General features: G+C 57.7%; 22 protein-coding genes. 14 read left to right on the forward strand and 8 right to left on the reverse strand.

Annotation, left to right across the window (positions count from 1 at the left end):
• Nucleotides 1-71: 71 nt before the first annotated feature.
• The 4 genes from CSQ91_RS17875 to CSQ91_RS17890 all read left to right on the forward strand — a co-directional run bounded on the left by CSQ91_RS17875 (nucleotide 72) and on the right by CSQ91_RS17890 (nucleotide 3,564).
• Nucleotides 72-275, forward strand: coding sequence for a helix-turn-helix transcriptional regulator (locus CSQ91_RS17875; protein WP_099389108.1), 204 nt, complete (start codon nucleotides 72-74; stop codon nucleotides 273-275).
• On the forward strand, nucleotides 272-574 hold the full coding sequence (locus CSQ91_RS17880) for a hypothetical protein (protein ID WP_099389109.1): 303 nt from the start codon (nucleotides 272-274) through the stop codon (nucleotides 572-574). Before CSQ91_RS17875 ends, CSQ91_RS17880 begins: the two co-directional genes overlap by 4 nt.
• Entirely contained in the window at nucleotides 571-2,778 is a 2,208-nt protein-coding gene (locus CSQ91_RS17885; RefSeq protein ID WP_099389110.1) for an AAA family ATPase, read from the forward strand. The genes CSQ91_RS17880 and CSQ91_RS17885 overlap by 4 nt, the downstream gene beginning before the upstream one ends.
• 252 nt (nucleotides 2,779-3,030) lie before the next feature.
• Nucleotides 3,031-3,564: a hypothetical protein gene (locus CSQ91_RS17890; protein ID WP_099389111.1), complete on the forward strand. Its 534-nt coding sequence runs from the start codon at nucleotides 3,031-3,033 to the stop codon at nucleotides 3,562-3,564.
• A 550-nt stretch (nucleotides 3,565-4,114) separates the two neighbouring features.
• On the opposite strand, the gene CSQ91_RS17895 is transcribed toward CSQ91_RS17890, so the two are convergent.
• Nucleotides 4,115-5,806 carry an AIPR family protein gene (locus CSQ91_RS17895; RefSeq protein ID WP_099389112.1) on the reverse strand — a complete coding sequence of 564 codons (1,692 nt, stop codon included), beginning with the start codon at nucleotides 5,804-5,806 and terminating at the stop codon, nucleotides 4,115-4,117.
• Nucleotides 5,807-6,445: 639 nt separating this feature from the next.
• Between CSQ91_RS17895 and CSQ91_RS17900 the strand changes: the two genes are divergently transcribed.
• Complete coding sequence (locus CSQ91_RS17900) at nucleotides 6,446-9,496, forward strand: SIR2 family protein (protein WP_099389113.1); 3,051 nt, start codon at nucleotides 6,446-6,448, stop codon at nucleotides 9,494-9,496.
• 622 nt (nucleotides 9,497-10,118) lie between these two features.
• Entirely contained in the window at nucleotides 10,119-10,442 is a 324-nt protein-coding gene (locus CSQ91_RS17905; protein WP_180278452.1) for an addiction module antidote protein, read from the forward strand.
• A 143-nt stretch (nucleotides 10,443-10,585) separates the two neighbouring features.
• Here the strand turns inward: CSQ91_RS17905 and CSQ91_RS28720 are convergent, their stop codons facing one another.
• Together CSQ91_RS28720 and CSQ91_RS17910 are read right to left on the reverse strand one after the other, a co-directional pair.
• Nucleotides 10,586-10,993: a hypothetical protein gene (locus CSQ91_RS28720; RefSeq protein WP_143451050.1), complete on the reverse strand. Its 408-nt coding sequence runs from the start codon at nucleotides 10,991-10,993 to the stop codon at nucleotides 10,586-10,588.
• Nucleotides 10,994-11,067: 74 nt separating this feature from the next.
• The gene (locus tag CSQ91_RS17910; RefSeq protein WP_099389115.1) at nucleotides 11,068-11,433 is read right to left on the reverse strand and encodes a hypothetical protein; all 366 of its coding nucleotides are present in this window, start codon (nucleotides 11,431-11,433) and stop codon (nucleotides 11,068-11,070) included.
• Nucleotides 11,434-11,564: 131 nt separating this feature from the next.
• On the opposite strand from CSQ91_RS17910, the gene CSQ91_RS17915 reads away from it, so the two are divergent.
• The gene (locus CSQ91_RS17915; RefSeq protein ID WP_099389116.1) at nucleotides 11,565-11,807 is read left to right on the forward strand and encodes a helix-turn-helix domain-containing protein; all 243 of its coding nucleotides are present in this window, start codon (nucleotides 11,565-11,567) and stop codon (nucleotides 11,805-11,807) included.
• Nucleotides 11,808-12,022: 215 nt separating this feature from the next.
• Here the strand turns inward: CSQ91_RS17915 and CSQ91_RS17920 are convergent, their stop codons facing one another.
• The 3 genes from CSQ91_RS17920 to CSQ91_RS17930 form a co-directional block, all read right to left on the reverse strand.
• Nucleotides 12,023-12,598 (reverse strand): GNAT family N-acetyltransferase, encoded by a 576-nt coding sequence (locus CSQ91_RS17920; RefSeq protein WP_257217389.1) that lies wholly within the window; start codon nucleotides 12,596-12,598, stop codon nucleotides 12,023-12,025.
• A gap of 11 nt (nucleotides 12,599-12,609) precedes the next feature.
• The gene (locus tag CSQ91_RS17925; protein WP_099389118.1) at nucleotides 12,610-13,191 is read right to left on the reverse strand and encodes an NnrU family protein; all 582 of its coding nucleotides are present in this window, start codon (nucleotides 13,189-13,191) and stop codon (nucleotides 12,610-12,612) included.
• 68 nt (nucleotides 13,192-13,259) lie between these two features.
• Nucleotides 13,260-13,652, reverse strand: a complete 393-nt coding sequence (locus CSQ91_RS17930) for an Imm10 family immunity protein (RefSeq protein WP_052140012.1) — start codon at nucleotides 13,650-13,652, stop codon at nucleotides 13,260-13,262.
• A 147-nt stretch (nucleotides 13,653-13,799) separates the two neighbouring features.
• Between CSQ91_RS17930 and CSQ91_RS17935 the strand changes: the two genes are divergently transcribed.
• From CSQ91_RS17935 to CSQ91_RS17945, 3 genes are all read left to right on the forward strand, one after another.
• Entirely contained in the window at nucleotides 13,800-14,216 is a 417-nt protein-coding gene (locus tag CSQ91_RS17935) for a GNAT family N-acetyltransferase (RefSeq protein ID WP_034780821.1), read from the forward strand.
• A gap of 7 nt (nucleotides 14,217-14,223) precedes the next feature.
• Nucleotides 14,224-14,970, forward strand: a complete 747-nt coding sequence (locus CSQ91_RS17940) for a M56 family metallopeptidase (RefSeq protein WP_099389119.1) — start codon at nucleotides 14,224-14,226, stop codon at nucleotides 14,968-14,970.
• A gap of 64 nt (nucleotides 14,971-15,034) precedes the next feature.
• The gene (locus CSQ91_RS17945) at nucleotides 15,035-15,535 is read left to right on the forward strand and encodes a hypothetical protein (protein ID WP_099389120.1); all 501 of its coding nucleotides are present in this window, start codon (nucleotides 15,035-15,037) and stop codon (nucleotides 15,533-15,535) included.
• A gap of 3 nt (nucleotides 15,536-15,538) precedes the next feature.
• On the opposite strand, the gene CSQ91_RS17950 is transcribed toward CSQ91_RS17945, so the two are convergent.
• Nucleotides 15,539-16,345 carry a class I SAM-dependent methyltransferase gene (locus CSQ91_RS17950; protein WP_099389121.1) on the reverse strand — a complete coding sequence of 269 codons (807 nt, stop codon included), beginning with the start codon at nucleotides 16,343-16,345 and terminating at the stop codon, nucleotides 15,539-15,541.
• Between the two features lie 290 nt (nucleotides 16,346-16,635).
• Here CSQ91_RS17950 and CSQ91_RS17955 point away from each other — a divergent pair, with 290 nt between their 5' ends.
• From CSQ91_RS17955 to CSQ91_RS17970, 4 genes are all read left to right on the forward strand, one after another.
• Complete coding sequence (locus CSQ91_RS17955) at nucleotides 16,636-19,989, forward strand: MHYT domain-containing protein (protein ID WP_099389314.1); 3,354 nt, start codon at nucleotides 16,636-16,638, stop codon at nucleotides 19,987-19,989.
• Nucleotides 19,986-20,999 carry a response regulator gene (locus CSQ91_RS17960; RefSeq protein WP_099389122.1) on the forward strand — a complete coding sequence of 338 codons (1,014 nt, stop codon included), beginning with the start codon at nucleotides 19,986-19,988 and terminating at the stop codon, nucleotides 20,997-20,999. The genes CSQ91_RS17955 and CSQ91_RS17960 overlap by 4 nt, the downstream gene beginning before the upstream one ends.
• Before the next feature lie 312 nt (nucleotides 21,000-21,311).
• Complete coding sequence (locus CSQ91_RS17965; protein ID WP_099389123.1) at nucleotides 21,312-22,148, forward strand: universal stress protein; 837 nt, start codon at nucleotides 21,312-21,314, stop codon at nucleotides 22,146-22,148.
• 69 nt (nucleotides 22,149-22,217) lie between these two features.
• A complete protein-coding gene (locus CSQ91_RS17970; protein ID WP_139144108.1) occupies nucleotides 22,218-23,087 on the forward strand; it encodes a hypothetical protein in 870 nt (289 codons plus the stop codon).
• 53 nt (nucleotides 23,088-23,140) lie between these two features.
• On the opposite strand, the gene CSQ91_RS17975 is transcribed toward CSQ91_RS17970, so the two are convergent.
• Complete coding sequence (locus CSQ91_RS17975; protein ID WP_034780543.1) at nucleotides 23,141-25,459, reverse strand: NADP-dependent malic enzyme; 2,319 nt, start codon at nucleotides 25,457-25,459, stop codon at nucleotides 23,141-23,143.
• Nucleotides 25,460-25,614 lie beyond the last annotated feature (155 nt).

Consider the following 25,614-nt stretch of genomic DNA (forward strand, 5'->3'; position numbering starts at 1 on the left):
TTGTCGGTGTTTTTTCGCATCAATTTTGAAATACTCCGGTTACGTCATGTGGCGTTATACCGGAGGAATAGATGGCAGCACGTATCATCAGGATCGCAGACATCGCGACCACACAAAACAAACCAGGCCTCCTGCCCGTAAGCCCAGCAACCATCTGGCGCTGGGTACGCGATGGAAAGTTTCCCAAGCCGTTCAAGATGGGCACATGCATCACAGCCTGGCGTAGCGAGGATGTCGAAGCATTCATCAACCAATGCGCAGGCGGTGCGCAATGATCTGCACTAATAACAAGCCACGGCGCGCTGTTCGCACCCTTTTCATTGAATTCATTCACATCGACGATGGATGGGTCAATTTTGATTTGTGGCTTGCCAGGCGCCAAATGGCCTTCCATATTTGCATGCCCCTCGATCATCCGGTCATCCAGGCCTTCGCCGATGACAACGGCGACCTCACCAGGTTATTTGAACTGCAAGGCGATGCTGCGCATTTCCACCTCGACGGATTTTCGTCCGATGGTTGGTTTGAACATTCATACCTTCGCCGTATCAAGAAAGTGACGGTAGCCAAATGATCGCCATTAGTTGCGAGCTGTCTGTCCTGGAAGCCGCCCATAAATGCGTAACGCGCGGCCTGTCGGTCTTCCCGTTATGGGGGATCAGCAATGGTGTCTGCGCTTGCAAAAGTCCAGATTGCAATGCCAGCATGACTGGAAAACATCCCTGCCATAAAGGGTGGAACACGAACGCAGCAGCTACCGCCCATGCCGTAGATCACATGTTTAAGAACGCGCCACATCTGAACTTTGCCATCGCGACAGGGCTTGAGATCGGCGCCTCGGGAAAGGGGTTGCTGGTCATCGACATTGACTCCTACAAGGAAGGAGCTGACGATTATTTTGATGCCTTGATCACTGCGCATGGCGCGCTTCCAGATACCGTTGAAGTCCATACTGGAGGCGGCGGCCGGCACCTTTACTTCATGGCGCCACTGGGCCTCAGATTCGCTCAAAAGCTGGGGCATGATGGCATCGACATCAAAGGACTGGGGGGCTATGTGGTCGGCCCTGGATCAATGCATCGCAGCGGCAAGTCTTATGTGACAGAAGCATCCAGCGATCTGTTTGAAGATCATCCCATCGCTTTGCTGCCGGATTGGATCGTTGAAAAGTACGGAAAAAGCGGACAAAAACAAGCGGCCAACTTGCAAGTTCCCAAAAACAATATCCAGGCTGACCGATGGGACCTGAGCCGCGCGGAAGTGCTATCTATTCGATATGACTTGAGCGCCATATCAGCAAATTGTAGTCGCGCCGAATGGCTGGAAATTTTGATGGCGCTGCATAGCCGTAGTACCTCGTTGCAAATGCTGGACCTTGCAGATGAGTGGAGTCAGGGCAGCCCGGAAAAATATGACGCCTACGCTGTGCGCGCCGCATGGAATAGTTTCACTAACGATGGCGGGATCACACTCGCGACATTGGCTAACCGCGCGCGACTTGAACGTGTCACAGGCATCGATATTACAAAATTATTGCAGAATCTCAACACAATGCCGATTACCAAAGAACCTAAGGCAACAATCGGTAAAAGCACCTTTTCACTGCGCGAGTGCACAGCGAATCGCTTATTCATCGGCAAACCCAAGCCTATGACTTGGTTAGTCGAAGGAATTTTCCCACAAGGAAAAGCCATCATCTTGGCCTCTCCACCGGGTGTGGGAAAATCATTCATGTCATTGAATCTGGCGCTGGCCGTCGCCTCGGCAGCATCTGCCTTGAATCCGGCATTCTGCTTCGGTGGCCGCGTGAAATCTCACGGCAGGGTTGTGATTGTCAGTGCAGAAGATGATTATGAAGAGCTACACAGGCGTATAGAAGCACTCACCAACTTTATGCCAGAACGTCTGCATGTAGTCAGTCTTCCCGATACAGGCCATTTCTCTTTTTTACAGGGAGATCCCCGCTCAGGACTTGTCCCCACGAAGCATTGGTCGACACTGAAAAACCAGATCGAAGAGCTGGATGACGTACGGTTGGTGATCGTAGATACCTTGCAAGCATTGAGCTGCGGTGACCTGAATGCTGCCGAAGTCGCCCAGGCGATGATGAACGAATTGACGGAACTGGCAAACAAAACCGGGGCTTCAGTGATTGCGCTCCACCACCTTACCAAGGGACTTGCTGAAGGTCAGAAAGGGATGCTCAGTGCACAATCAGCGATGGATGCGATCCGTGGCTCTGGAGCCATTGTAGGTGCCGTCAGGGCGGCTTATTGCTTGTTTCCACATCCAGACGGCAAGAAGGTATGCGAAGCGCTGGATATCCCATTCGCTGAAAGCAAGGTAGCCTATGGACTGGTAGTGAAAGCAAATGGCCCGGCTCGTCGCGACCGTTCAATCTATGTGCGCACCGAGTCTGGATTATTGGTTGATATGACGATGCAGTACCTGCGAGCGATAGGGGAAGAACATTCCTTCCTGGGCCAAGAACTGTGCGCCGAAATTTTGAAAGCGCATTCTGAAGGAAATGGCTTCGCAGTATCGATTAAATCAAAAAATGGCCTGCACCAACGTCGCTACGAACTGCCCAAGCAATTCCACAACAAGACTGCTGCCTGGTTTGAGGAATCAGCGAAGCGCTTGATACAGGATGGCCATATAACAGAAAAGCGAATCACCAACGGTGCGCAGTACGCGCCGGCCCGTCCTCAAGAAACGGTCGAAATGCGCAATGATGTAATGCCACGTAATGCGCAAAGCACTGCCGTATTAGCGTAAGCCATTGATTTTATTGACCAACTTTTAAATGCACGAATGCTAGACAAATATTTTGACATTGCATTCCTAAGTCACTGATTTATATCATTTTTTTTAATGCTTGAATGCCCTCCCTAAAGGGGAGGTTCGTTCCGTCGCTTTCGCACTGTACTGCTCTCCGATGCGGCCGGGTGCCGTCTTAGGTACATGAGTACCCTGTGGGCCACACTTGCACATGCAATCGTCAGTTTTGTTTTTATTTAGGTGCGCAAAATGAAAAAAACCAATTTTGGCCGGGTCCCGGTCATCGAAGATGCGTTGGGTATCAATATAGCTGTGCTGCTGGCTGAAGCAAAGAAAACCGGCCGCAATTTGTTGAGCCTGGCGTGGCAAGGTACTACAGGGCTAGTTACGCTGGAAGCAAAGCAAGTCACATTGATGTTTAGCGGCGTGATCGTCAGTGCTGAGATCTACGCGGTACCGTGCTTGAATGGCCGGTTGAGGCCCCTCCTGAAGTGCCCTCGCGCGCATGAGGGAAATTTTCAAACGCTTTACCTGCGCGAAGGTGAACTGGCCTGCCGGCACTGCCATCGACTGCATTACAGGTCGACATTGGCGCCGTCGGCGACCGAGCGGGCACGACTGGCGCGCTTCAAGCTGATGGCCAAGATGGGCGGCGCTTCCAGTAGTGTCATACCTGACCGCAAGCCGTACTGCTGGCGCAAGCGGCATCGACGGCTAGAAATGCGGTTGGTCGGGCTGACAGGCTTGCACTATGGGGCGCTGCGTGCGAAGTTGGAGGGTTAAGGATGGGAGGTATTCGTATCGCCCATTTTATTCGCCTACTCGACGGCGGCTATCAGTGGATGAAGCGCTTTGGTATTCTCATCAACATGGACAGCGATTCTCACGTCAAGCCGGACATCCAATGACACGTCAAACGGGACACCTATTCTCATATCCAGACATCTAATGATATCGAAGAGTAAGCGATGCGAAAGCCCGCTTCCGGCCTAGCCTGTGTAAAAACGTAAATTGGACCACAGGCCGGCGACACTCGACCTATCAAAACGCTCACCACGACGTTTTCTTGAGGTCGGTAATGGCAAAGCGCCCCCTTAAAACACGCGAATCTAGCGTTTTTACACAGCCGGGCCGCGAAGCGGCCAGTCAGACGTTAGCCCGCATCAGGCATCTGCAGGAACGAGTTTAAAGTTGAACCGATGTCGATTCCTCCTTGCCGTTCACATGCTGAGTCGGAGCAACTCCGGCCAGAAAGGCTCCACTTATCCTCCAAGACTACCAAGTAGTTTACCAAAAATACATGAAATGGCCGATTCCATCCAATCGGCATGAACTAGGAGATGGCCTGAATTTCAGACATTGGCGCCGCTAACAGTGTCTCAGCGAAGGCCGATGCTTTGGCTACTTGATCGGTACCGCCGGCATCCTCGAACATCGCCTTCACTTTCAACGTGACCTCCGTAAGCTCATCGGTGTTGATAATAAGTTGCGCCATACCATTCAATTTGGCCGCGATATCGGATTTGGTTCCCGTGATGGCAATCGCATACACCATCGCAACGTAATATTTGATGTTAGCACTGGTCTTCCGATCAATTTCCAGATCTTTCATGTTGCGTTCAACGGTCCGCATGACTTGAATGACCTTGAGATAAACATCAATCGGCATGTCAAGGCTGAAAATCCGCTTATATTCGGCATCGGAGTTCAGAAGGGTCGACGGCCGCGCGCGCGCTTGATCAGGCTTTTGCAGAATCATTGCCATCATCGCTTGCGCCATATATGGGATGCTTATGATCTGTGAGATCGACATGCCCTTGTTCTTGTAATAGTTCTTCTTGCGGTCATAGTAAAAACCGTTCGACTTTAGGAAATCCTCGATGTTGCGGTGAATTTCATCCGAGCTGCGAAGCGAAGCTGGTGGGATCGCCGTTTGGCTGTTTGTAGCGCGAATAATCCGGTCCCGTGCGGGCTCATCTTTCTCGCAGATAATACGGACCAAGACGGTACGCTTGTCTGCCACATCTTCACTCGACTCCGAGAAATGCTGGTAGATTTCGTGGGACGTTTGCAGGCCATTGACGATCTGAGGATCTTCAATTGTGAGCTGTTTGCCAGCCAGCACGGCCTTTGGGGTAATAATGGTGACGCCGTTGTTGAGATACCAGAAATCCTCGGAATGGGCGTTTTGTAAGGTTTGGCGAATACCTGTGTTGACGATGACGCTTCCTTGATAGTCTCGCACGTTCGACTCGAACAGGCTGCGGGCAAGAGATCCGGCGTCGGAGATAAACTTGTAGTAACTCTTCAAATCGACCAGGCAAATATAGCTACCACCAGCGGTCCCGATTGGCGACTCGGCCACTTCAAGAGCACGCGAGGTTGTCGGGATATCCCGGGTCAACTCTAGCAGACGAGAGGCGCCTACAAACTCGAATGAAAACTCTGAGTTGCTGAACATCGACGAAATCACGTCGCGCAGCTTATCCACTTTACCCTCGACATTGGGATGTGTCGAAACCCCTTGTGTGACATAAAAGTATCGGATGATCAGTTTAGGAAAAGTCTTGGCGAGCAAACCATAGGCCTTTCGAAACAACTCAACCTTTTCGCGGATGTCTTTATTGTAGCGCGCCGCGAAGTCGTCAGTAGCGTTTGCCAAGTTGAACAAATCCTCGGCGGACTCGCGAAATTTGACGACCGCGTCCTCCTTGAAGGTCGGCGAGGTTTTCGACTGAATGATCACGAGCTCAATCGTGTTTTTCTTTTGCGTCGCGTTGATGGGCGTGTCCTCTTTAAGAAGCTCGCCGTTGATGAAGGTGTAGATAGAGTCAATTCCGCCGTCGCCGCCATTACCCACGATCCCATACTCGATATCGTCGTAGGAAAGATCTTGGTTTTTAAGCAGTTCGGTGGCTGCGTAAATCTCAAAATATTCTGAAATGGACGACCCATCTTGGCTTTCTTCCCAGCGCTCCTTGATGATTTGTTCAAGAATAATCTGGTCATTTGTTTTCTTTTCCATGAAGGTCCGCGAAATAGGTTAAGCGTGACGGGCGCCCCCTCAATATACTTATGTCCGCCTGATAGCAGGCGCAACTTTTTATTTAGCTACACGATTACAACCGTGGGAGAGCGTACGATCTTGGTCGGCAGCGGCTCGTGAGCATAACGAATTACCAAGCGAGAAAAGTCACACATTGTCACATCGACGTGAATGACTGCTTCTAGCCGGTGGTCGCCGTCGGCAGGTTACGCCCCAGGCTGTGTGAAAACTCCAAATCGAAAATTATTCGTGGGTAGGATTACCATTCCCAACACCGAGAAAACGGTGTAGCGCGCGTTTTGAGAGAATAATTTTTGAAGGACCAGAATTTTTCTGCGTTTTCACACAGCCTGGCCCCAAAGCGGATTTTCGAAGAGAAACGATCAGTGAGCTGGGGCCATCGCCCTAGGGATGATTAGAACTGCAAATGCTAGACGTGACAACTATTTTGACAGAGGGGGAGCAAATACGAATACTTGCCAAGATTCCTTGAGCTAGCAACATGCTACTTATGCCTTTCGAGCGACTTGCAGGTGTACAACTGCGACCACTGTTTTAATAAATGATTGTCATGAGAAAATCGATTATGATCAGAGTTTCTAATGACAACTTCAACTCATGTATAAGTTCTTCGATCAGGACGACTTGCTGGATCGTTTGTTGCACGCGCAACAAGTGAAACAAAAAAAAATTGTATTCGTACTCGGGAGCCCATTGACTGCCCCGCATGGAACATCGTCAGGAGTTAGTGGGGTCGAAGACATCGTCAACTCGGTGCGCGCGGAGTTCGCTAATGACAAAAATGCCTCGTTAAAACTCGATCACCTGCTAGCGTCAGACACTCAGCATCCTTACCAAAGTGCATTTGAGTTTTTGATTGGGCGACGAGGCCAAACCGAAGCTAATCAACTAATCCGGCGCGCTGTACTCAAGGCTCGCAGATCAATTGTTGCTGGGGCGGAATCAGATGGGGATGCCGCACTGGAGAGACTTGAGAAGGATGTCGAGGGTTGGGCTCTTCCAAACGGCGTCAAAGCTCTAGGGGAAATTTGCACTCGGTATCAAGACGTGTTCGGCAACGTTATACTTACCACCAATTTTGATCCGTTGATTGAAATCGCGATACACAAGTGCGGTGGAGGTTTTTACACCTCGATGACACATGGCGATGGCAATATTGCTCAAACAACATCATCTGGTACCAACATAGTACACCTGCATGGATTCTGGAGAGGTTCGGACACGCTTCATACACCACTGCAACTAGCAAGCCCACGAACTCAACTGCAAAATTCACTTTCGAATCTCATCAAGAATTCATTGGTGGTGGTACTAGCGTATGGCGGATGGGACGACGTAATCACCCAGTCGCTGTCGTCTGCAGTAGCAGACGACACAGCGTATCCAGAAATTATATGGACCTTCTACTCCAGTTCCTCACAAGATATTGAAGTGAAGAACGCTAAACTACTTGAACAGCTGAAGCCAGGTATTTTGAGAGCCCGAGTCAACCTTTATCAGGGTATTGACTGTCACAATTTCTTGCCCATCCTTGCGCAAAGACTCAGCGCACGAAGCGAACTTGACGACGAACCAAATGTCGGTGCCAGTACCATATTACCTACACTTCTTACAGAAGAGCAAGAGGCGTTAGCGACGATCGCAGATGCTTATGTCCAGCAAGTCGTAGATGCATTCCCGAAAAATGACCTTTGGTTTGGTAGGGAGGAAGAGATTCGCGCGTTGACGAATTCCACTGCTCAGTTGATCTCAATTAGTGGCATGGGGGGGCAGGGGAAGTCAGCTCTAGCTAGTACCTTCATGAACCTTTATAGGTCTGCTGCGGGCACTGATGTCATCATGGACTGGCGCGACTGTCGAGAACAGTCGAGTACTATCCACCAGGCGGTCGCCGGCGCGCTCGTAAGGATCGGCGGCGGTGCCTTAGAGACGCTCACCAGCATGTCTTTTTCGGCCCTGTCCTCACATTTCGCGGCACGAGTTGCAAAAGTCAATTCGATAATTGTATTCGACAATATTGATCAATATGTAGATCTTGAAACAGGAAGCCCGTTAGACCAGCTTGCAATCCTGATCGAAAACCTGATCGCTGTTGCCCCATTGGGGAAAGTCCTGTTTACTTCTCGGCCACGAATTTATTTTGAGGACGTTAAATTTCAGGAGATTCAGCTCACCGGCCTGAATGACGCCGCAAGTAAAGCACTGTTCGAGAGGCGTAGCTGCAGATTACTTACTGATGAGGAATTGGCCGAACTGATGAGCCTCACTCATGGCCATCCGTTATGGATAAGCTTTATAGCCGCGCAGTGCAATGCCACGAGTAAATTGCCTAGCTTACTCCTAGGAGAGATACGATCAGGAAAAGGCAACTTACCTGAGAACACAATGAGGTCTACTTGGAAAGCTCTTTCGGGAAAAGGCCAGCAGTTATTGCGAGTGCTAGCTGAACTGGAGCGCCCGGAAAAGCTACAAGACTTAGATGGGTTGGCTGGTATGCGCTGGAATCAGCTACAGAAAGGTTTCACTAACCTTGATAAAATGAATTTGATAGTTCATAAGCAGCAGGAGAACGGCAATGATCTAATTGACTTGCATCCATTAGTACGCTCGTTCGTCCGACGCGAATTCCCAAAAAAAGATCGACAGTCCTTCATTGGGGAAGCTCTTTCTTTCATTCAGAGCCGTTTGGATCGATTTAGTAAGCTGACTGGTGTCGATATACCATTTGAAGTCTTGGATATTTGGTTGCATAAAATTGAGCTTCATGTAAATCAACAGGATTTCCCCGTTGCAATTGAGACACTAAATCGTGTGCATACTCAACTTGAAGCGCGAGGCCTTCACGAGGATTTCTTGCGTCTAAGCAAGAGAATAATGCAGGAAATCGATTGGTCGTACGCAATCTTCACATACACAAAGTTCGACTCTTTTGTTGCCGAATCTATGCACGTTATGGTAGCACTTGACGGACAAACAAGTACCGAAAAATGGATTAATAAATATGAGTCATCGATATCGGGACGAGGACTTCACTACATCAATTTATGTGAAATCCGTTCATATGTAAATTGGTTCGTACAGAATTTTGAAGACGCGATCCATTGGGCAGAACTGGGTGTTGGGCTAAAGAAGGAAGCAGATGTAAATACTCCCTACGACTGCGCGCATACCTTAGCACTTGCTCGGCGGGACTCTGGGCGCCCAGATGAAGCACTGGAATACTTCCTTTACGGAGAAAATCTCGAGGAATGCCTTCGAGAGAATATCGAATCGCAGCGCGACGGCGTGTATTATGGAAACATCGGAAGATGCTTGTTTTTGATGGGCAGTATGAACGACGCCTTACTAGCCTATAAAAAAGTCGCTCAGCTATTTGAGAGCAACGGCACAGACTTCTTAAATCAAGGATTTATTCGTTTCTGGGTGGGACAAGTCATGCATAATCTAACTCGTGTAGAAGATGCATTGTTCTTCTATCTAGCAGCCGTGCGAAAGTGGGAAGCAGTTGCTCCGACAAAGGTTGCGGAAGTCCAATCTAAGCTTGACGATTTATTGACGAGCAGACCAGAGTTGGAGACATTGCTAGGAACTCCAGTTTGGAAGGTAGAAAAACGATTTTCTGAATGGAGTCGAGCCGAGACCTCTTAAGAAAGTTATTTACACCCTCCTCCTCAGTGATGAGCGAGAAAAATACGCCGCGTCCTGGCTTTTGCGCCATGGATAAGCGGCGGTCAGTAGGCGCAGTAGTTTTCAAGCTGGATTGCCCCTTCGGAAATCGTGGCTCCCAATCCAACAGCGTTGTCCCTCCGCTATAGGGCGAATACAGTCTGTCGTGGGGCGTGCTGGATTTCCCCCCGGCATTCTGCCATGCTAGTCTGAACGGCCGGGGTCGGCCATTTGCGGCCATTTGCGGTCATTTGCGGTCATTTGCTTATTCCACGAAGCCGGTATTTTTCTTACAAATTCTTCATAGCCATGCATATCGTGGAGCTGACACAAGCTGGCTTGGCACGTGCCAAAGCGGAAGGCAAGGTTCTGGGCAGGCCAGCTAAAACAACTCCTGCGCACAAAAAAGCTATAATTGAAGGTTTCGCGGGCGGCCAGAGCATAAGTGACTTATCACGCCTCTACGCTGTTTCAAGGTCAACGAACCTAACGGTGGTGAAACCGGCACCGAGCAAGCAATAAATTTAGCGATCTTGTGACAAAATTTTCTCCCATTGATCACTCCAATAAATCGGCATAATTTATCAATGAATCGGAAATATTTATGGAAAATCGTATAAAAGTAGAGGACTTACCCGAATTCGATACAGCCCGCCATCTTGCAAACGAGTTGGCAGTTTTTTCTTATCTAACCGACATATTGGATTCAAACAATGCAACTTTGCTGGCTTCTGCCCTCAGTGATATTTTCCGTGCTCATGGCATAAGCGAGATTTCTGAGACGGCAGGAATTACTCGTAAAGCGCTGTATGAGGCATTGGGCAAGAGCAAATCCTCACGTTCCGAAACGATAAGCCGCGTCTGCGCTGCTCTCGGGATTCGCTTGGCGGAAAATACGGAAAAAAGCCAAGGCTGCATGAAAAAGTAAAATCATTACACAGCTCTCTGCCTGTAATTTAGACATGTATCTTCCCCCTAAGGGGGGGAGAGCCAAGTCACCCCCACTCCATCTGTACTTTGACTAATTCAAATCTCAAAAAAATTACTTATACAAAAAAATTGAACTGCCAATCACCTTCTCTGCCACCATTTCTTACGCGGTTGAAGGAAAACGGGAATTTTATAGTTTTCGACGGCCGCCATTGCCTCCGGTTTAACCTCACGCTCCAGATAAACAGGCTCTCCTTTTTTAGCAGAAAGTCGAGCAAAGTACTCATTCGTTTTTTTCATCGAACACCGAAAAATTACCGCCCGCCCGGCTGTGCTGGCATGTATACAATAGCCAGAAGAATGCAATCGCGGCTTCGTTATATCTAGATCTTTCTGATCGTTCAATGCACCGATGCAGTGCGCTTCTGGGCATACGTAGCAACCATGATGGTGATGTTCGCAAAACTCACGCGGCGCGCGGTCTGATGGCCGCTTTTCCCACCATTTCAACAAACACCATTTAATGGCCGGCCACAGATAATTGGTCACTTGATTCCCCATCTTAGATATCGCTTTGTCTTTCTACGCCTGGAAGGTAGCACTAGCGCCTCATGGCCTGACCTCTATGGGCGATGATACAGTCCTATCAGGCGCTCAAGCTCAGTGTTAACGGCTGTGCGGACAATACGCTGTTTGCTCATCCTGGGAATGTTATCAATCACCCAGTTCATTTTGGCAGTTACCTCAGGCGGCATCTTGTACAAGAGATTGGTTTCTGCTGCCAAACCGGTCAAATCTCCCCAAGGTACCACGCCGGAGCCTGAGGTATGCCCATAGGCCGCATCAATTGGGACTCCTTGTTCCTCGCTGGATGCATCAAGGACGGTGCCTAAATTTTCTGAGGGTTGCTTTTCACAAAAATAATCGTTCAGCATGCCGGCGAGAGCTTGCAATAACGCGTCTGCACTTTGGAGATTTTCACTGCTCATTTCGTATTCCTTATTCAACCCGCCTACGTTGATCTTGATTTGCTGTGCAAAGAGGCGGGAACATAGGCAAAGCAACCAGATGGGGAAGATTACCCGTGGCGCGCGGGGGATGATACCGCGAACATCTTCGGATGCCAATATCTTCCCCACATGCCAAAGAAGCCAGTCTCATTGCTTTTGGCGAAGCCGTGCGCTCTACTCGCATGAACATTGGGGTCTCGCAAGAGGAACTGGCTCATCGAAGCGGCGTTGACAGGTCTTATTTGGGTGCGATAGAACGGGGGGAACAGAATCCTGGACTACTCCATTTGACACGCATTGCCGAAGCACTTGGCGTAGCGCTATCCGACTTGATGGCAAAGGCCAAGCTGTAGTGATATAGTGCAGCAGCGCTCTCTGAGTAGGGCGTCAGATGGGTAGCATGTTGGTATGACGGTATATTTGACGGTACAAGCGAAAGAAATTTTGCCAAGATCGTGGATACATGAAGGTTAGCGGATATTTTTCGATTCCGGCTCCCGCACCACAGAACACTTTAGTTGTAGCTGATCAAACCCGCCCATCGCCAGATGCTGCGGGTTTTTTTATGTCAGCGCCCCAGCCTGCGCTCCAGCCCCGCCTTCACTCCATCCCACTCCGTATCAATCATGCTGAAACGCACGGAGTTGCGCTTGCGCCCGTCCGGCATGATGCGCTCGTGGCGCACGATGCCTTCCTGCACCGCGCCCAGGCGCACAATGGCGGCGCGCGACTTGGCGTTCAGCTCGTCGGTGGTGAATTGCACGCGCACGGCCTGCATGGCCTCGAAGGCATGCGTCAGCAGCAGCAATTTTACTTCCGTGTTCACGCCCGAACGCTGCACGGAGGCGGCCAGCCAGGTGTGGCCGATTTCCATCTTGCGGTTGATACGGTCGATCTTCCAGAAGCGCGTGCTGCCGACGATGGCACCCGTGGACTTTTGCACGATGACGAAGGGCATGACCGTGCCGGCGCGCCGCCCTTCCAGGGCCGTGGCGATGTAGGCGGCCATGGTGGCGGGGCCGGGTACCACGGTCACGGTCATGTTCCACAGTTCGCCATCGGCGGCCGCCTGCAGCAGCTGTGGCCCGTGCTCGGCCTGCAACGGCAGCAACTCGACCAGCTGGCCGCGCAGGGCGATCTCCATCGCTTGCTCCATCAATAGCCTAACGGCCGCACGCCAAACAGCACGCCATGCAACCAGAACGCCAGCAGCAGCCACAACACGCAACCCGCGCCGGTGGCGATCAGGGTGCCTGCCATGGTGCCGCCCTGATACGCCACCCCGGCCGCGCGGTCGCGCTGCACGGCGGCATACAGATCAACTGACGACCAGACGAGAAAGCCGCCGAACAGCAGCACGTCGGCCACGTTGCCGTTGGCCAGCAGATGCGCGACGGCCCACAGTTGCGTGCCTAGCAGCATGGGATGGTGCACCCAGGTCTTGATATGGTTGCGCGGCACATTGGCCGCCGCCAGTAAAATCAGCGAGAACAGCATCAGCAGGGCACTGATGTGGCGCAAGCCCATGGGCGGCGTCCACAGCACCTGCGGTTGCTGGCGCGCCAGACCGTAGCCCCAGATGATCAGGCCCAGCCCGGCGAACGCCACGAGGGAATACAGCCCCTTCCAGCGCTTTTCGCCGAGGCGCGCCAGCTGGGCGCTGCGCCAGTCGTCGGCGACGATGCGCATCGAATGCAAGCCCAGGAACAACAACAAACCGAGTATCAGCACCGTCATCGTCCACTCCCCAGTCCATATCCTCTATCCAGCATACGCGGCACCATGGCCGCTGCCTTCCGCGCAGATCAACGTTCTTCGCGATAGTAGTCGCAACCCTCGAACGTGGTGCGCAGCGCCTGCTGCAGCTGGGCATAGCGCTCGGGCGTCAAATTGAAACGCACGTCGATCTGGCCGTCGTCATCCATCTGCATGGCAGCCTCGGCATCCATCTGCACGGACAGGCGGTTCGGATGCAGGATCACGGCGTGCATGTGGCCATACCAGGCAAATTCCTGGCCGCAGTATTCGATATACGGCTCGTCCATGCCCATGGCCACGTCCTGCTCGTCATACTCGTCGGCGCGCTGCAGCATCAGGTAGACGGGCTCGCCTTTGCCGGCTGGCGCGGCCAGGGTGGTGATCAGGGCGTCGTCTTCATTGATAACGGACAACTCGGTGGCGGTAAATCCTGCGGACATGGCGTGCTTTCAACAATTCAAGGGATGCCGCCACCATAGCGCAAAAGCGGCATGGGCAACATAGCGCGCGGCGAAAAAAGCCTGCCGTCACGAAAATCCATCGCCGCCTATAATTACCGCTCCAAACTATTTCTACAGGAGACCGCCTTGACCGCAGCATCGCCCTACACCATCCGCCTGGCCATTCCCGCCAGCGCCACCTACCAGCACCTGCGCGTCGCCGCCGGCCTGAGCGCGAAAACCACGGAGGCGGCCGCCAGGGGCTTGCCGAATTCCCTGTTTGCCGTGCAAGTGCTGCATGGCGACGAGGTGGTGGGCATGGGCCGCATCATCGGCGATGGCGGCTGCTTCTTCCAGGTGGTCGATATCGCCGTGCTGCCGGCCCACCAGGGCAAGGGCTTGGGCAAGCTGATCATGCGCGAAATCCGCCAGTTCATCGATAGCGACGTGCCGGAAAGCGCGTATGTCAGCCTGATCGCCGATGGCCAGGCGCAAGACCTGTACGCGCAATTCGGTTTCAAGCACACGGCGCCCGCCTCGGTCGGCATGGCGCTGAAGCGCTAGGCGCCCGATGCCGGCCTGGCTCGTATGCAGCATCGCATTCGCGCTGCTGTTGAGCGCTGCCGCCTGGCAGGCCGAGCGCACGCTGCAGCGGCGCGGGCGCACGACACGCTGGCTGTGGCTGGCGGCCATCGCCGCGTCCGTCCTCCTGCCCCTGGCGTGGCTGCCCGGCGTGCTGGCGGCCATGCCGGCGGAACAGGCGCAGCTGAAACTGGGCTGGTTCATGCTATCGAGCGGCATGCTGCTGCTGTTGGCGCTGCGCAGCGTCTGGCTGCTGTCGCACCAGCGGCGCTGGCAAAAAGCCACCTTGCTGGGCACGCCCGTCTTCCTGAGCGGCGGCATCGGTCCCTGCGTGGCGGGGCTGCTGCGGCCCCGCATCGTGATGCCCGTCTGGCTGCAACTGATTCCGCCGCCACAGCAGGCGCTGCTGCTGGCGCACGCAAAATGCCGGCTGGCCGCGCGCGACCCGCTGCTGCTGGCCATGACATACGCCTTGATCGTGCTCATGCCGTGGAACCTGCCCCTGTGGTGGCAGCTGCACCGGCTGCGCTTTGCCATCGAAGTCGATTGCGACGCGCGCATGCTGGCGCACGGCCACGCGCTGCGCGACTATGCCTTCGTCCTGCGCCGGCACGGCCAGTATTATTCGGGACTGACGGGCGCCTCGCCCATCGTGCTGATCGACCCGCTAGCGCTGCGCCGACGCCGCCATCTGATGGCCAGATTTACCCGGAACCAGGCGGCGAACTTGCTATAGTAGCGGCAACGCCGCGCAATGCGCCCGCGCTCCCGGCTCCCCCATCAGAAATCAGAGAGATACCATGCTTTACCTGCTTGCCATCGTGATCGTCATCGCCCTGCTGTACTACGTCTTCAGTGGCCGCACGCCCGCCAAACCGCTGCACAAGCCGCTCATGTCGGTGCGCCAGTACGTGCCGGCGATTCCTGCGGGCGCACCCGCGCATCACTGGACCGATGAGGGGCGCTTTGCGTCGGAAGTGGAAAACGAATCGATGTACCAGCCCGCCATCGCCAAACTGGCCGGCGAGCATGGTCCCGGCAATGCGGAAGAAAAATGCCTGGCCCTGCTCGTCTGCGACGATGCCAATCCGTTCCAGAACAAGGCCATCGCCGTCTTCATCGATGGCCAGCTGGTCGGCTACCTGTCGCACAACGACGCGCTGCGCCTGCGCCGCAACCTGGGCCGCATGGACCTGGTGGGCCAGCTGACCTCGTGCGACGCCGTCATCCGCGGCGGCGGACTGTGGAATGGCAAGCGCCTGTCGTACGCCGTCTGGCTGGACTTGCAGCCCTACAACTAAAAGCTATCCCGCGCGCGCTTGCCTGACGGCGCGCGTGGCGATAAAGCTGGGCAGATACTTTTCAATTTCAAAGCGCGGGTGGGGATGCATTTCCTCGTGGTATCCCGCCAGCACGAAGCCCGTCGCCAGCTGGCCACCGATCTGGCTATCCAGGCCATGGCCGAAGATCAGTGCCTCGCCCCTCTCCATGCGCGCCGCCAGCGCGTCCGGCGGCATATCCTCCACATCCGAATACGGCAGCACGAAACGGGGCCGTATCAAGCCCTGTTTTGTCCATTGCGGGTCGCGGTCGCCGATGAACACGGCCGGGTTGAAAAAGCTGCTCAAGAGCACGCCGCCGTCCGCCAGCACGCGCGCGCATTCGCGCCACACGGGGGCAATGTCCGGTACGTACTGGTTCGACACGGGATGGACGATGACATCGAAGCTGGCATCGGCAAAGCAGGCCAGGTCGCGCATGTCGCCCTGCACGGTGGCCAGCTGCAAGCCGTCGCGTTCGGCCACCATGCGGTCTTTCGCCAGTTGCTGCTCAGACAGGTCGAAGACGGTCACCTGCGCGCCGGCAGCCGCCAGCACGGGCGCCTGTTGCCCGCCGGCGCCGGCCAGGCACAGGATGCGCTTGCCTTGCACGGCGTCCAGCCAGCCGGCCGGCAGAGGTCCGGGCGTCAGGTGGATTTGCCACTGCCCGGCGCGTGCCGCCGCGATGGTGGCGCTGTCGACGGGCTGCGACCATGGACTGTTCTGTGCAGCCTGGGCATCCCAGGCTTGCTGATTATGCCGCAAGAAGTTGTTACCTAAAGGCATCGTCATCCTTTCAGAAAAAAGCAGAACGCGAATGTAGCATGACACCAGGCACGACGTCGCACTTTGCAAAAAAACCACATAATTCCTGATCGCAACTTCCTAATCAGCACCACCATTCCACGGGCACGGCAAGGTGGGCGGCCTACTTTCGCGCATGGGCACGGCTTGCACGACAGGGAAAATAATTACAATTAAGATATTTGTTTCCTGAAATCTGGTAAGGTAATCCGCATCGATCACCCGCAGTGGCGGCAGGCGCACACGCCAGCGCCAAACGCGTCACCTGTTTGCCTACGATGATACCTGCCAGCGTCCAGCACCTGTTCCACGTTCCCGCCGATCCGGCCCAGCTGCATCACGGCGTGCATGCGCCGGGACTGGTGCTGCTGTCGCTGGTGATCGCCATTTTCACGTCATGGATGGCTTTCCAGATGACGGCGTACAGCCGCGCGCAGGCGAGCATCAGCCGCCGCTTGCACCTGCTGTGCCTGCTGGCCGGCAGCCTGGCCCTGGGCTGCGGCGTGTGGGCCATGCATTTCATCGGCATGCTGGCCTTCGAGCTGGGCACCAGCGTCGCCTACGATCCGGGTCTGACCTTGCTGTCCATCGTGCCCAGCGTGGCGGCCTCGTTCGTCGCCCTGGCCACCATCAGCCGGCGCACCGTCACGGCGCCGCTGCTGCTGCGCAGCGGCTTGCTGGTGGGCCTGGGCATCGGCGCCATGCATTACACGGGCATGCACGCCATGCGCATGGGCTTGTCGCTACGCTACGAACCACTGCTGTTCGCGCTGTCGCTCGCCGTTGCCGTGGCGCTGGCCACCCTGGCCCTGTGGATACGCTTCGGCCTGCGCGGCTGGAGCAGCCGCATAGCCGCAGCGCAGCGCACGCTGATCAGCGCCTGCGTCATGGGTTGCGCGATTACCGGGATGCATTACATGGGCATGCAGGCGGCCCGCTTCGTGGGAACGATTCCCCCAGGCAATGATGCCGATGCCAACCGGCCCATGCTGGTGATCAGCGTGACCCTGCTGACCATCGCCCTGACGATCCTGGTCGCCTCGGCCGTGGGCATCTTGCGCTACCGCGAACTGTTTCGCCACCTGAACCAGAGCGAACACTGGACGCGTTCGCTGCTGACGAGCACGGTCGACGGCGTCATCACCATCGACCGCCACGGCAGCATCGTCGACTTCAACGGCGCCGCCGAGCGCATCCTCGGCTGGCGGTCGGCGGAAATCGTCGGCCGCCATGTCAGCGTGCTGGTCAGCGACGTGCGCCAGTCGGAACAGAACGGCCTGCTGTACTACCTGCGCACGGGCGAAGGCGACGCTTCCCACGCCAGCGAGGAAATCGTCTACCTGCGCAAGGATGGCGCCCCCGTGGCCGTGCAGCGTTCGATGGCCAGCGCGCGCCTGGCCGACCAGGATTTATATGTGCTGTTCATTACGGACATCAGCGAACGGCGCGCCATGCTGGCCGCCCTGCGCGAAAGCGAGCAGCAGTTGCGCTCGCTGATCGGCAATATTCCCGGCATCGCCTTTCGCTGCACCACGGCGGAAAACCAGCCCATGCTGTTCATCAGCGATGGCGTGGAAGCCATCACCGGCTATCCGCCCGCCGACTTTCTCGGCGCCGTGCCGCGCCGCACCATCACGGGCCTGATCGCCAGCGAAGAGCGCGCCTACGTCATCGATGTCTTCAACCACAGCGTCGCCAGCGGCGAGCCCTACCTGCTTGAATACCGGCTGCTGCATGCCGACGGCACGGCGCGCTGGCTGTGGGAGCGGGGCACCGTGGTGCACGATGCGGCAGGCGCCGTACGCTGGGTCGATGGCGTCATCCTCGACATCAGCGAACGGCGGCAAATGGAGGAAGACTTGCGCATGGCCAAGGAAAAAGCGGAGCTGGCGGCCGCCACGCGGGCCAGCTTTGTCGCCAACATGAGCCATGAAATCCGCACGCCGATGAATTCCATCCTCGGTTTCACGGATGTGCTGCTCGACTCGCCACTGGCGCCCGAGCAGCGGCGCCACCTCGATACCGTGCGCCAGTCCGGCCGCTCACTATTGCGCCTGCTCAACGAAGTGCTCGATACGGCCAAGCTGGACAAGGGTGCCATGGCGCTGGAATTGCGCGACTACAGCCTGCTGGCGCTGGTCGATGAACTGGCATCCACGTATGGCATCCATGCACGCGCCAAGGGCTTGCGCATGGAGGTGCAGTACGACCCGCAACTGCCGGCCGTGCTGCATGGCGACGAATTACGCATGCGGCAAGTGCTGGGCAACCTGCTCGACAACGCCATCAAGTTCACGCCCGGCGGCGCCGTCAGCCTGGCGGCGCGCTTCGAGGATGGCCAGTTGCACCTGCTGGTGCAGGACAGCGGCATCGGCATCCCCGCGGAACGGCGCGACGCCATCTTTGAACCGTTCGTGCAAGCGGACGCCTCGACCACGCGGCGCTTTGGCGGCACGGGCCTGGGCACCACCATCAGCCGGCAGCTGGTGACCCTGATGCAGGGGCGCATCTGGGCCGATGCCGCCTTGCCGCACGGCAGCGTGTTCCACGTCATGCTGCCCTTGTTGCCGGCACGCCAGGCGGCGCTGCCCGCCAGCGAACGCCGCAGCGTGCGCCTGCCGCCCCTGCGCGTGCTGGCCGCCGACGACGTGCCGCAAAACCTGGAACTGCTGAGCTTACTATTGGGCAAGCGCGGCCATACGGTGGTGACGGCCGGCGATGGCGCGCAAGCCTTGCAGCTGGCGCAGCAGGACGACTTCGACATTCTGCTGCTGGACTTGCAGATGCCGCGCATGGATGGCCTGGCCGCCACGCAAGCCATCCGTGCCGCCGCCCTGCGCGATGGCCGCCCGCGCGTGCCCGTGATCGCCATGACGGCCAGCGTGCTCGATGCGCACCGCAAGGCGGCGCGGGCGGCCGGCATGGACGGTTTCGCCACCAAGCCCGTCGAGTGGCAGGCGCTGTCGCAGGAAATCGCCCGCGTGCTGGGCCTGGCGGCAGAAACGGGCGACGATGGCGACGAACCGGCGGCGCCCGCTGGCGGACGGGTGCTGCACCATGCGGGCGCCCTGCAGCGCTGGGCCGGCAACGACAGTGCCTACCACGCGGCGCTGGCCCGTTTCGCACGCGAGCATCCCCGCTTGCCGCCTGCCCTGCTGGCCGCCATCGAGGCGCGCGACCACGCGGCGCTCTTGCCGCAGAGTCACCAGCTGCGCGGCGTGGCAGCCAATCTCGGCCTGGAACAGCTGGCCGCCAGCCTGGCGGCGCTGGAGCAATGCTGCGCCAGCCCCGGCTCCGCCACGGCACGGCAGCTCGACGAGATGCTGGGCGCCCTGCTGACGCAATGGCCGGCGGCCGTGGCCGCCATCGCCCGGCTGGCGCCGACTGCATTGCCGGCGGCAACGGCGGCTGCCATCGACGCGCCCGCCGCCCGGCAAGCGGCCAGCTCCCTGCTGCACGCCTTGCGGCGCGGCGAACTCGATGACGCGGCGCAAGCACAGTTGCAGCACGCCATGGGCACGCAAGCGGACGCGCTGGCGCCGCTGCGGCATGCCATCGACGATTTCGATTTCACCCTCGCGCAGTCGCTCCTGCACGACTTGCTGCACACCTTCGCACCGGAGTCCCCATGAATGCACCCGCCAGGCCCGTGATTCTCGTCGTCGACGACGAGGCGGCCAATTTGCAATTGCTGCGCCAGATATTGCAGAACGACTACGCGCTGCTGTTCGCCAAGGATGGCGCGCGGGCACTGGAACTGGCGCAGCAGGAACGCCCGGCCCTGATCCTGCTCGACGTGATGATGCCGGGCATGAGCGGCCACGACGCCTGCCGCCAGCTGAAAGCCGCGCCACTGACGGCCGCCATTCCCGTCATTTTCGTCACGGCCCTGAATGACATGCGCGACGAACTCAGTGGTTTTGAAGCGGGCGCCGTCGATTACATCACCAAGCCGCTCAGTCCCGCCATCGTGCGCGCCCGCGTGCGCACGCACCTGTCGCTGGTGCGCATCGACGAACTGAAGGAAACGCGGCTGCAGATCGTCCAGCGCCTGGGCCTGGCGGCCGAATACAAGGACAATGAAACGGGCCTGCACGTGATCCGCATGAGCCATTACGCGCGCCTGCTGGGCGTGGCCGCCGGCATGGACGAGACCGCCGCTGACGACCTGCTGCACGCGGCGCCCATGCACGACGTGGGCAAGATCGGCATCCCCGACCGCATCCTGCAAAAGCCGGGCAAGCTCGACGCGGATGAATGGGCCATCATGCAGACGCACGCGCGCATCGGCGGCGACATCATCGGCGAACATGCGCAAGGCGGCATGCTGGCGCTGGCGCGCGAGATCGCCCTGTCGCACCATGAAAAATGGGATGGCAGCGGCTACCCGAACGGCTTGGAGGGCGAAGCGATTCCCCTGGCGGGGCGCATCGTCGCCGTGGCCGACGTCTTCGACGCGCTGACCTCGGTGCGCCCGTACAAGCGCGCGTGGTCGGTGCTGGACGCCGTGGGTTATCTGCAAGCGCAACAAGGCAGCCATTTCGATGCGCGGCTGGTCGCGCTGTTTGTGCAGGAACTGCCCGCCATCGACGCCATCCGGCTGCGCTGGGCAGAGAAAGAGGAACACCACGCGCCCGCTTGAAGAATGAACTCCCGCCACGGCCAGCGTTGTTGCGTCACACAGGGAAGTGCCGGACAGATGGCGCCGGCGCCGATGCAGACCACTGGAAAGGCAAGGAGTTCAATGTCATTATGGCTGGCGACGGGCCAGACATTTTGATGCACATCAAATGGATCAGCATTTCCTGGCTGTGGACTTGCGGATGGCCATGGCCCGTGTTTTTTTGACCCACATCAAGCCCAGCATAAGAAAACCGCCCGCCAGCAAGGCAATGCTGGACTTGCCCGTGTTGCCGTTCTAGCCTTGTTGCCATCCTGACTAGCGAATGACAACATGGCCTATAAATCCATCCTCGTCCACGCCGACCTGTCGCGCCATGCGCCGCAGCGCATCGCCATCGCGGCACGGCTGGCGCACGCGCACCAGGCGCACCTGATCGGCGCCGCCATGGCGGGCCTGTCGCGCTTTTACGTGGAAAACAACCGCGGCATGCGCGGCAGCGCCGTGGCGGCGCAGATCAACGCCCTGCATGGGCAGGCGGAACAGGCCCTCGACCAGTTTGAAACGCTGGCGCGCCAGGCCGGCACCGTCTCGCTGGAGCGGCGCCTGATCGAAGACGATGAGGATGGCGGCATGGCCGTCAGCGCCCGCTACAGCGACTTGACGGTGCTGAGCCAGCACGACGACAGCGAAGCGCTGCCCGGCGCCATGAGCGACCTGGTGCCCTACGTGATGCTGAACGCGGCCCGTCCCGTGCTGATCGTGCCGCGCAGCGGCAAGTTCACGCAGATCGACAACACCGTCGTGGTGGCCTGGGATGGCAGCATGGAAGCGACGCGCGCCATCGGCCACGCCCTGCCCCTCTTGCGCGCGGCGCGCCTGGTGGTGCTGGCCCTGCTGCACCCGCCGGCCGGCCATGCACAGCCGGCCCGCCATCCGGGCGCCGACATCGCCGCCTACCTGAGCCGCCATGGCGTGCCCGTCGAAGTGCGTCCTGCCATCGCCACGGGCGACATCGGCGCGGCGCTGCTGGCCATGGCCGCCGAAGTGCATGCGGACCTGCTGGTGATGGGCGGCTACGGCCACGCGCGCTTCCGCGAAATTTTACTCGGCGGCGTGACGGAAACGATCTTGCGCCAGATGACCTTGCCCGTGCTGATGGCGCACTGAAACCAAGCGCGCTCCATGTCGTTGCACAATGGATATACTTGCCTGTTTATCCATATCAAAGCAATGTACATGAACCAACAACTCGTCAATTGGGGCAATAGCCTGGCGCCATTCGGCGGCGAACTGCTGTGGACCGCCCTGCCGTGGATGCTGCTGTGCAGCGCGGCCGGCTTCGTGCTGGCGCTCGGCATCTGCTACCAGCTGGCCAGAAAATGCCTGCTGGTGCGCCGTCCCCGCGCCTGGCATGTGGCCGCCAAGCTCAGCTATGTGCTGATCCTGCTCGCGCTGCCGCTCCTCGGTGCCGGCTTTGGCGCCGTGCACAGCGTGCACCGCGTGGTCAACCAGGCCCTCGAGCGCGACTTGCAGCCCGTGGTCGAAGCACAGATGCCGGCGCTGCGCGTCTACCTGGAACAGCAGGTCAAGCTGATCGCCCCGGGCCAGCCCATCAGCGTGCGCAGCCTGCTGGAACCATTCGTGCAAGGCATGTATTACCAGCCCACATCCAGCAGCTACTGGGAACGCAGCAAGGCGCGCTGGATCAATGAATTCATTCTGCGCCGCGGCAGCGTGCTGCTGACGCAGGTGCTGCAGGAACAGCTGATCGCCAGGGTCGGCCTGCTCGGCGAAGCGCTCAAGGGCGCCAACTTCCGTGGCCAGGCGACGGGCGAACTGGCCGCGCTGGGCACCGATCTGGCCGTGCGCCTGACCACCGACGTGGCGCGCCATGCCGACTTCAGCAAACTCGACAAGTCAGTGCCGATGATTTTCATCGACGCCATCAAACGGCAAGCCGGCGCCTATTTCAATTCGCTCAAGATCACGCTAGGCCTGTTCGCGCTGGCGGCGCTGCTGCTGGTATGGGGCGAGATCATGCTGTACCGCCATTACTACCTGCGCCGCCATCCGCCCGCCGCAGCCCTGCCCGTGCCGCCCATGTAAAAAAAGCCGCGCCTCCTTGCGGATGGCGCGGCTTTCAGGCGGCAGCTAAAAGCTTAGGCTTTGCGTTGCGCTACCGCGTCAACGACGCACAGCGCCGTCATGTTGACGATACGGCGCACGGTGGCCGATGGCGTCAGGATGTGCACGGGCTTGGCGCAGCCGAGCAGGATCGGCCCCACGGCGATGCCGTTGCCGGCCGCCGTCTTCACCAGGTTGTAGGCGATGTTGGCCGATTCGATGTTCGGCATGACGAGCAGGTTGGCGTCGTTCTTCAGTGCCGAATTAGGCATGATTTTTTGACGCAGCTTGCTGTCCAGGGCCGTATCGCCGTGCATTTCGCCGTCGATTTCCAGGTCCGGCGCGCGTTCCTTGATGATGGCCAGGGCGGCGCGCATCTTTTGCGCCGAAGCGCTGTCGCTGGAACCGAAATTCGAGTGCGACAGCAGGGCCGCGCGTGGCGACAGGCCGAAACGGGTCATCTCTTCGGCGGCCATGATGGTGATCTCGGCCAATTGCTCGGCGTCCGGGTTTTCATTGACGTGCGTGTCGACCATCACCAGCTGGCGTTCCGGCATGATCAGGACGTTCATGGCGGCATACACGTTGCTGCCGGCGCGCTTGCCCAGCACCTGGTCGATGTATTTCAGGTGCAGCTGGGTGGTGCCGAAGGTGCCGCAGATCATGCCGTCGGCGTCGCCCTTGTGGATCATCATCGAACCGATCAGGGTGTGGCGGCGGCGCATTTCCAGCTTCGCGTATTCCTCGGTGACGCCCTTGCGGCTCGTCATCGCGTAATACGTGTTCCAGTAATCGCGATAGCGCTCGTCGAAGTCCGGGTTGATGACGTCGAAGTCGACGCCCTGCTTCAGGCGCAGGCCGAACTTCTGGATGCGCGCTTCGAGCACGGGCGGACGGCCGACCAGGATAGGACGCGCCAGTTTTTCATCGACCACCACTTGCACGGCGCGCAGCACGCGCTCTTCTTCGCCTTCGGCGTAGACGATGCGTTTGAGTTCGGCCGGCGTGGATTTGGCCATCAGGAACAGCGGCTTCATGAAGGTACCGCTGCGGTAGACGAATTGCTGCAGGCTGTCCGCGTACGCTTGCAAGTCCTTGATCGGACGCGTGGCGACGCCGGAATCCTCGGCCGCCTTGGCCACCGCTGGCGCGATCTTGATCAGCAAACGCGGATCGAACGGCATCGGGATCAGGTATTCAGGACCGAACGACAGGTTGCTGATGCCATAGGTGGTCGCGACGATGTCCGACTGCTCGGCATGCGCCAGGTCGGCGATCGCGTGCACGACGGCGATTTCCATTTCGCGCGTGATCGTCGTCGCGCCGCAATCGAGGGCGCCGCGGAAGATGTACGGGAAGCACAGCACGTTGTTGACCTGGTTCGGATAGTCCGAACGGCCCGTGGCGATGATGGCGTCGCTGCGCACGGCCTTGACTTCTTCCGGCAGGATTTCCGGGTTCGGGTTGGCCAGCGCCAGGATCAATGGATTCGGCGCCATCTTGCGCACCATGTCCTGTTTCAGCACGCCGCCGGCGGAGACGCCGAGGAAAATGTCGGCATCCGGGATGATCTCGCCCAAGGTGCGCAGCGGCGTATCTTGCGCGAAGCGTTCCTTGTCCGGGTCCATCAGTTCCGTGCGGCCCTTGTAGACGACACCGGCCAGGTCGGTGACGTAAATATTTTTCAGCGGGAAGCCCAGATCGACGATCAGGTCCAGGCAGGCCAGCGCCGCGGCGCCAGCGCCCGACACGACCAGCTTGCAGTCTTCGATTTTCTTGCCGACGGCTTTCAGGCCGTTCAGGATGGCCGCGCCGACGATGATGGCGGTGCCGTGCTGGTCGTCATGGAAGACGGGAATCTTCATGCGGTCGCGCAGCTGGCGCTCGATGTAGAAGCATTCGGGGGCCTTGATGTCTTCCAGGTTCACGCCGCCGAAGGTCGGTTCCAGCGAAGCGATGATGTCGACCAGCTTGTCCGGGTCCATCTCGTTGATTTCGATGTCGAAGACGTCGATGCCGGCGAATTTCTTGAACAGCACGCCCTTGCCTTCCATCACCGGCTTGGCGGCCAGCGGGCCGATATTGCCCAGTCCCAGCACGGCCGTGCCGTTGGTGATGACGGCCACCAGGTTGCCGCGCGCCGTATATTTATAGGCATTCGCCGGATCGATGACGATTTCTTCGCACGGTGCCGCCACGCCTGGCGAGTAGGCCAGTGCCAGGTCGCGCTGATTGGTCAGTTGTTTGGTCGGCGTCACGCTGATTTTGCCGGGGCGCGGGCACTCGTGATACTCGAGTGCGGCCAAGCGCAATTGTTGACGCAATTCTTCTTTTTTATCAGATGACGAATCCATGCTGTGCTGCCTTCCTGTTTGGTCGATCGGGTGTTCCGGATTTTATCAGACCGATTCTTTCAATTAGCTAGGTATTTTCCGCTAGCCACAGTCTGATATCACGAAAACGCATAACCTAGCATTGTAAGGCCGTCCGGCGGCACAAACGTCCTGAA

This window comes from Janthinobacterium sp. BJB301 (genome assembly GCF_002735685.1).
Lineage (GTDB): Bacteria > Pseudomonadota > Gammaproteobacteria > Burkholderiales > Burkholderiaceae_D > Janthinobacterium > Janthinobacterium lividum.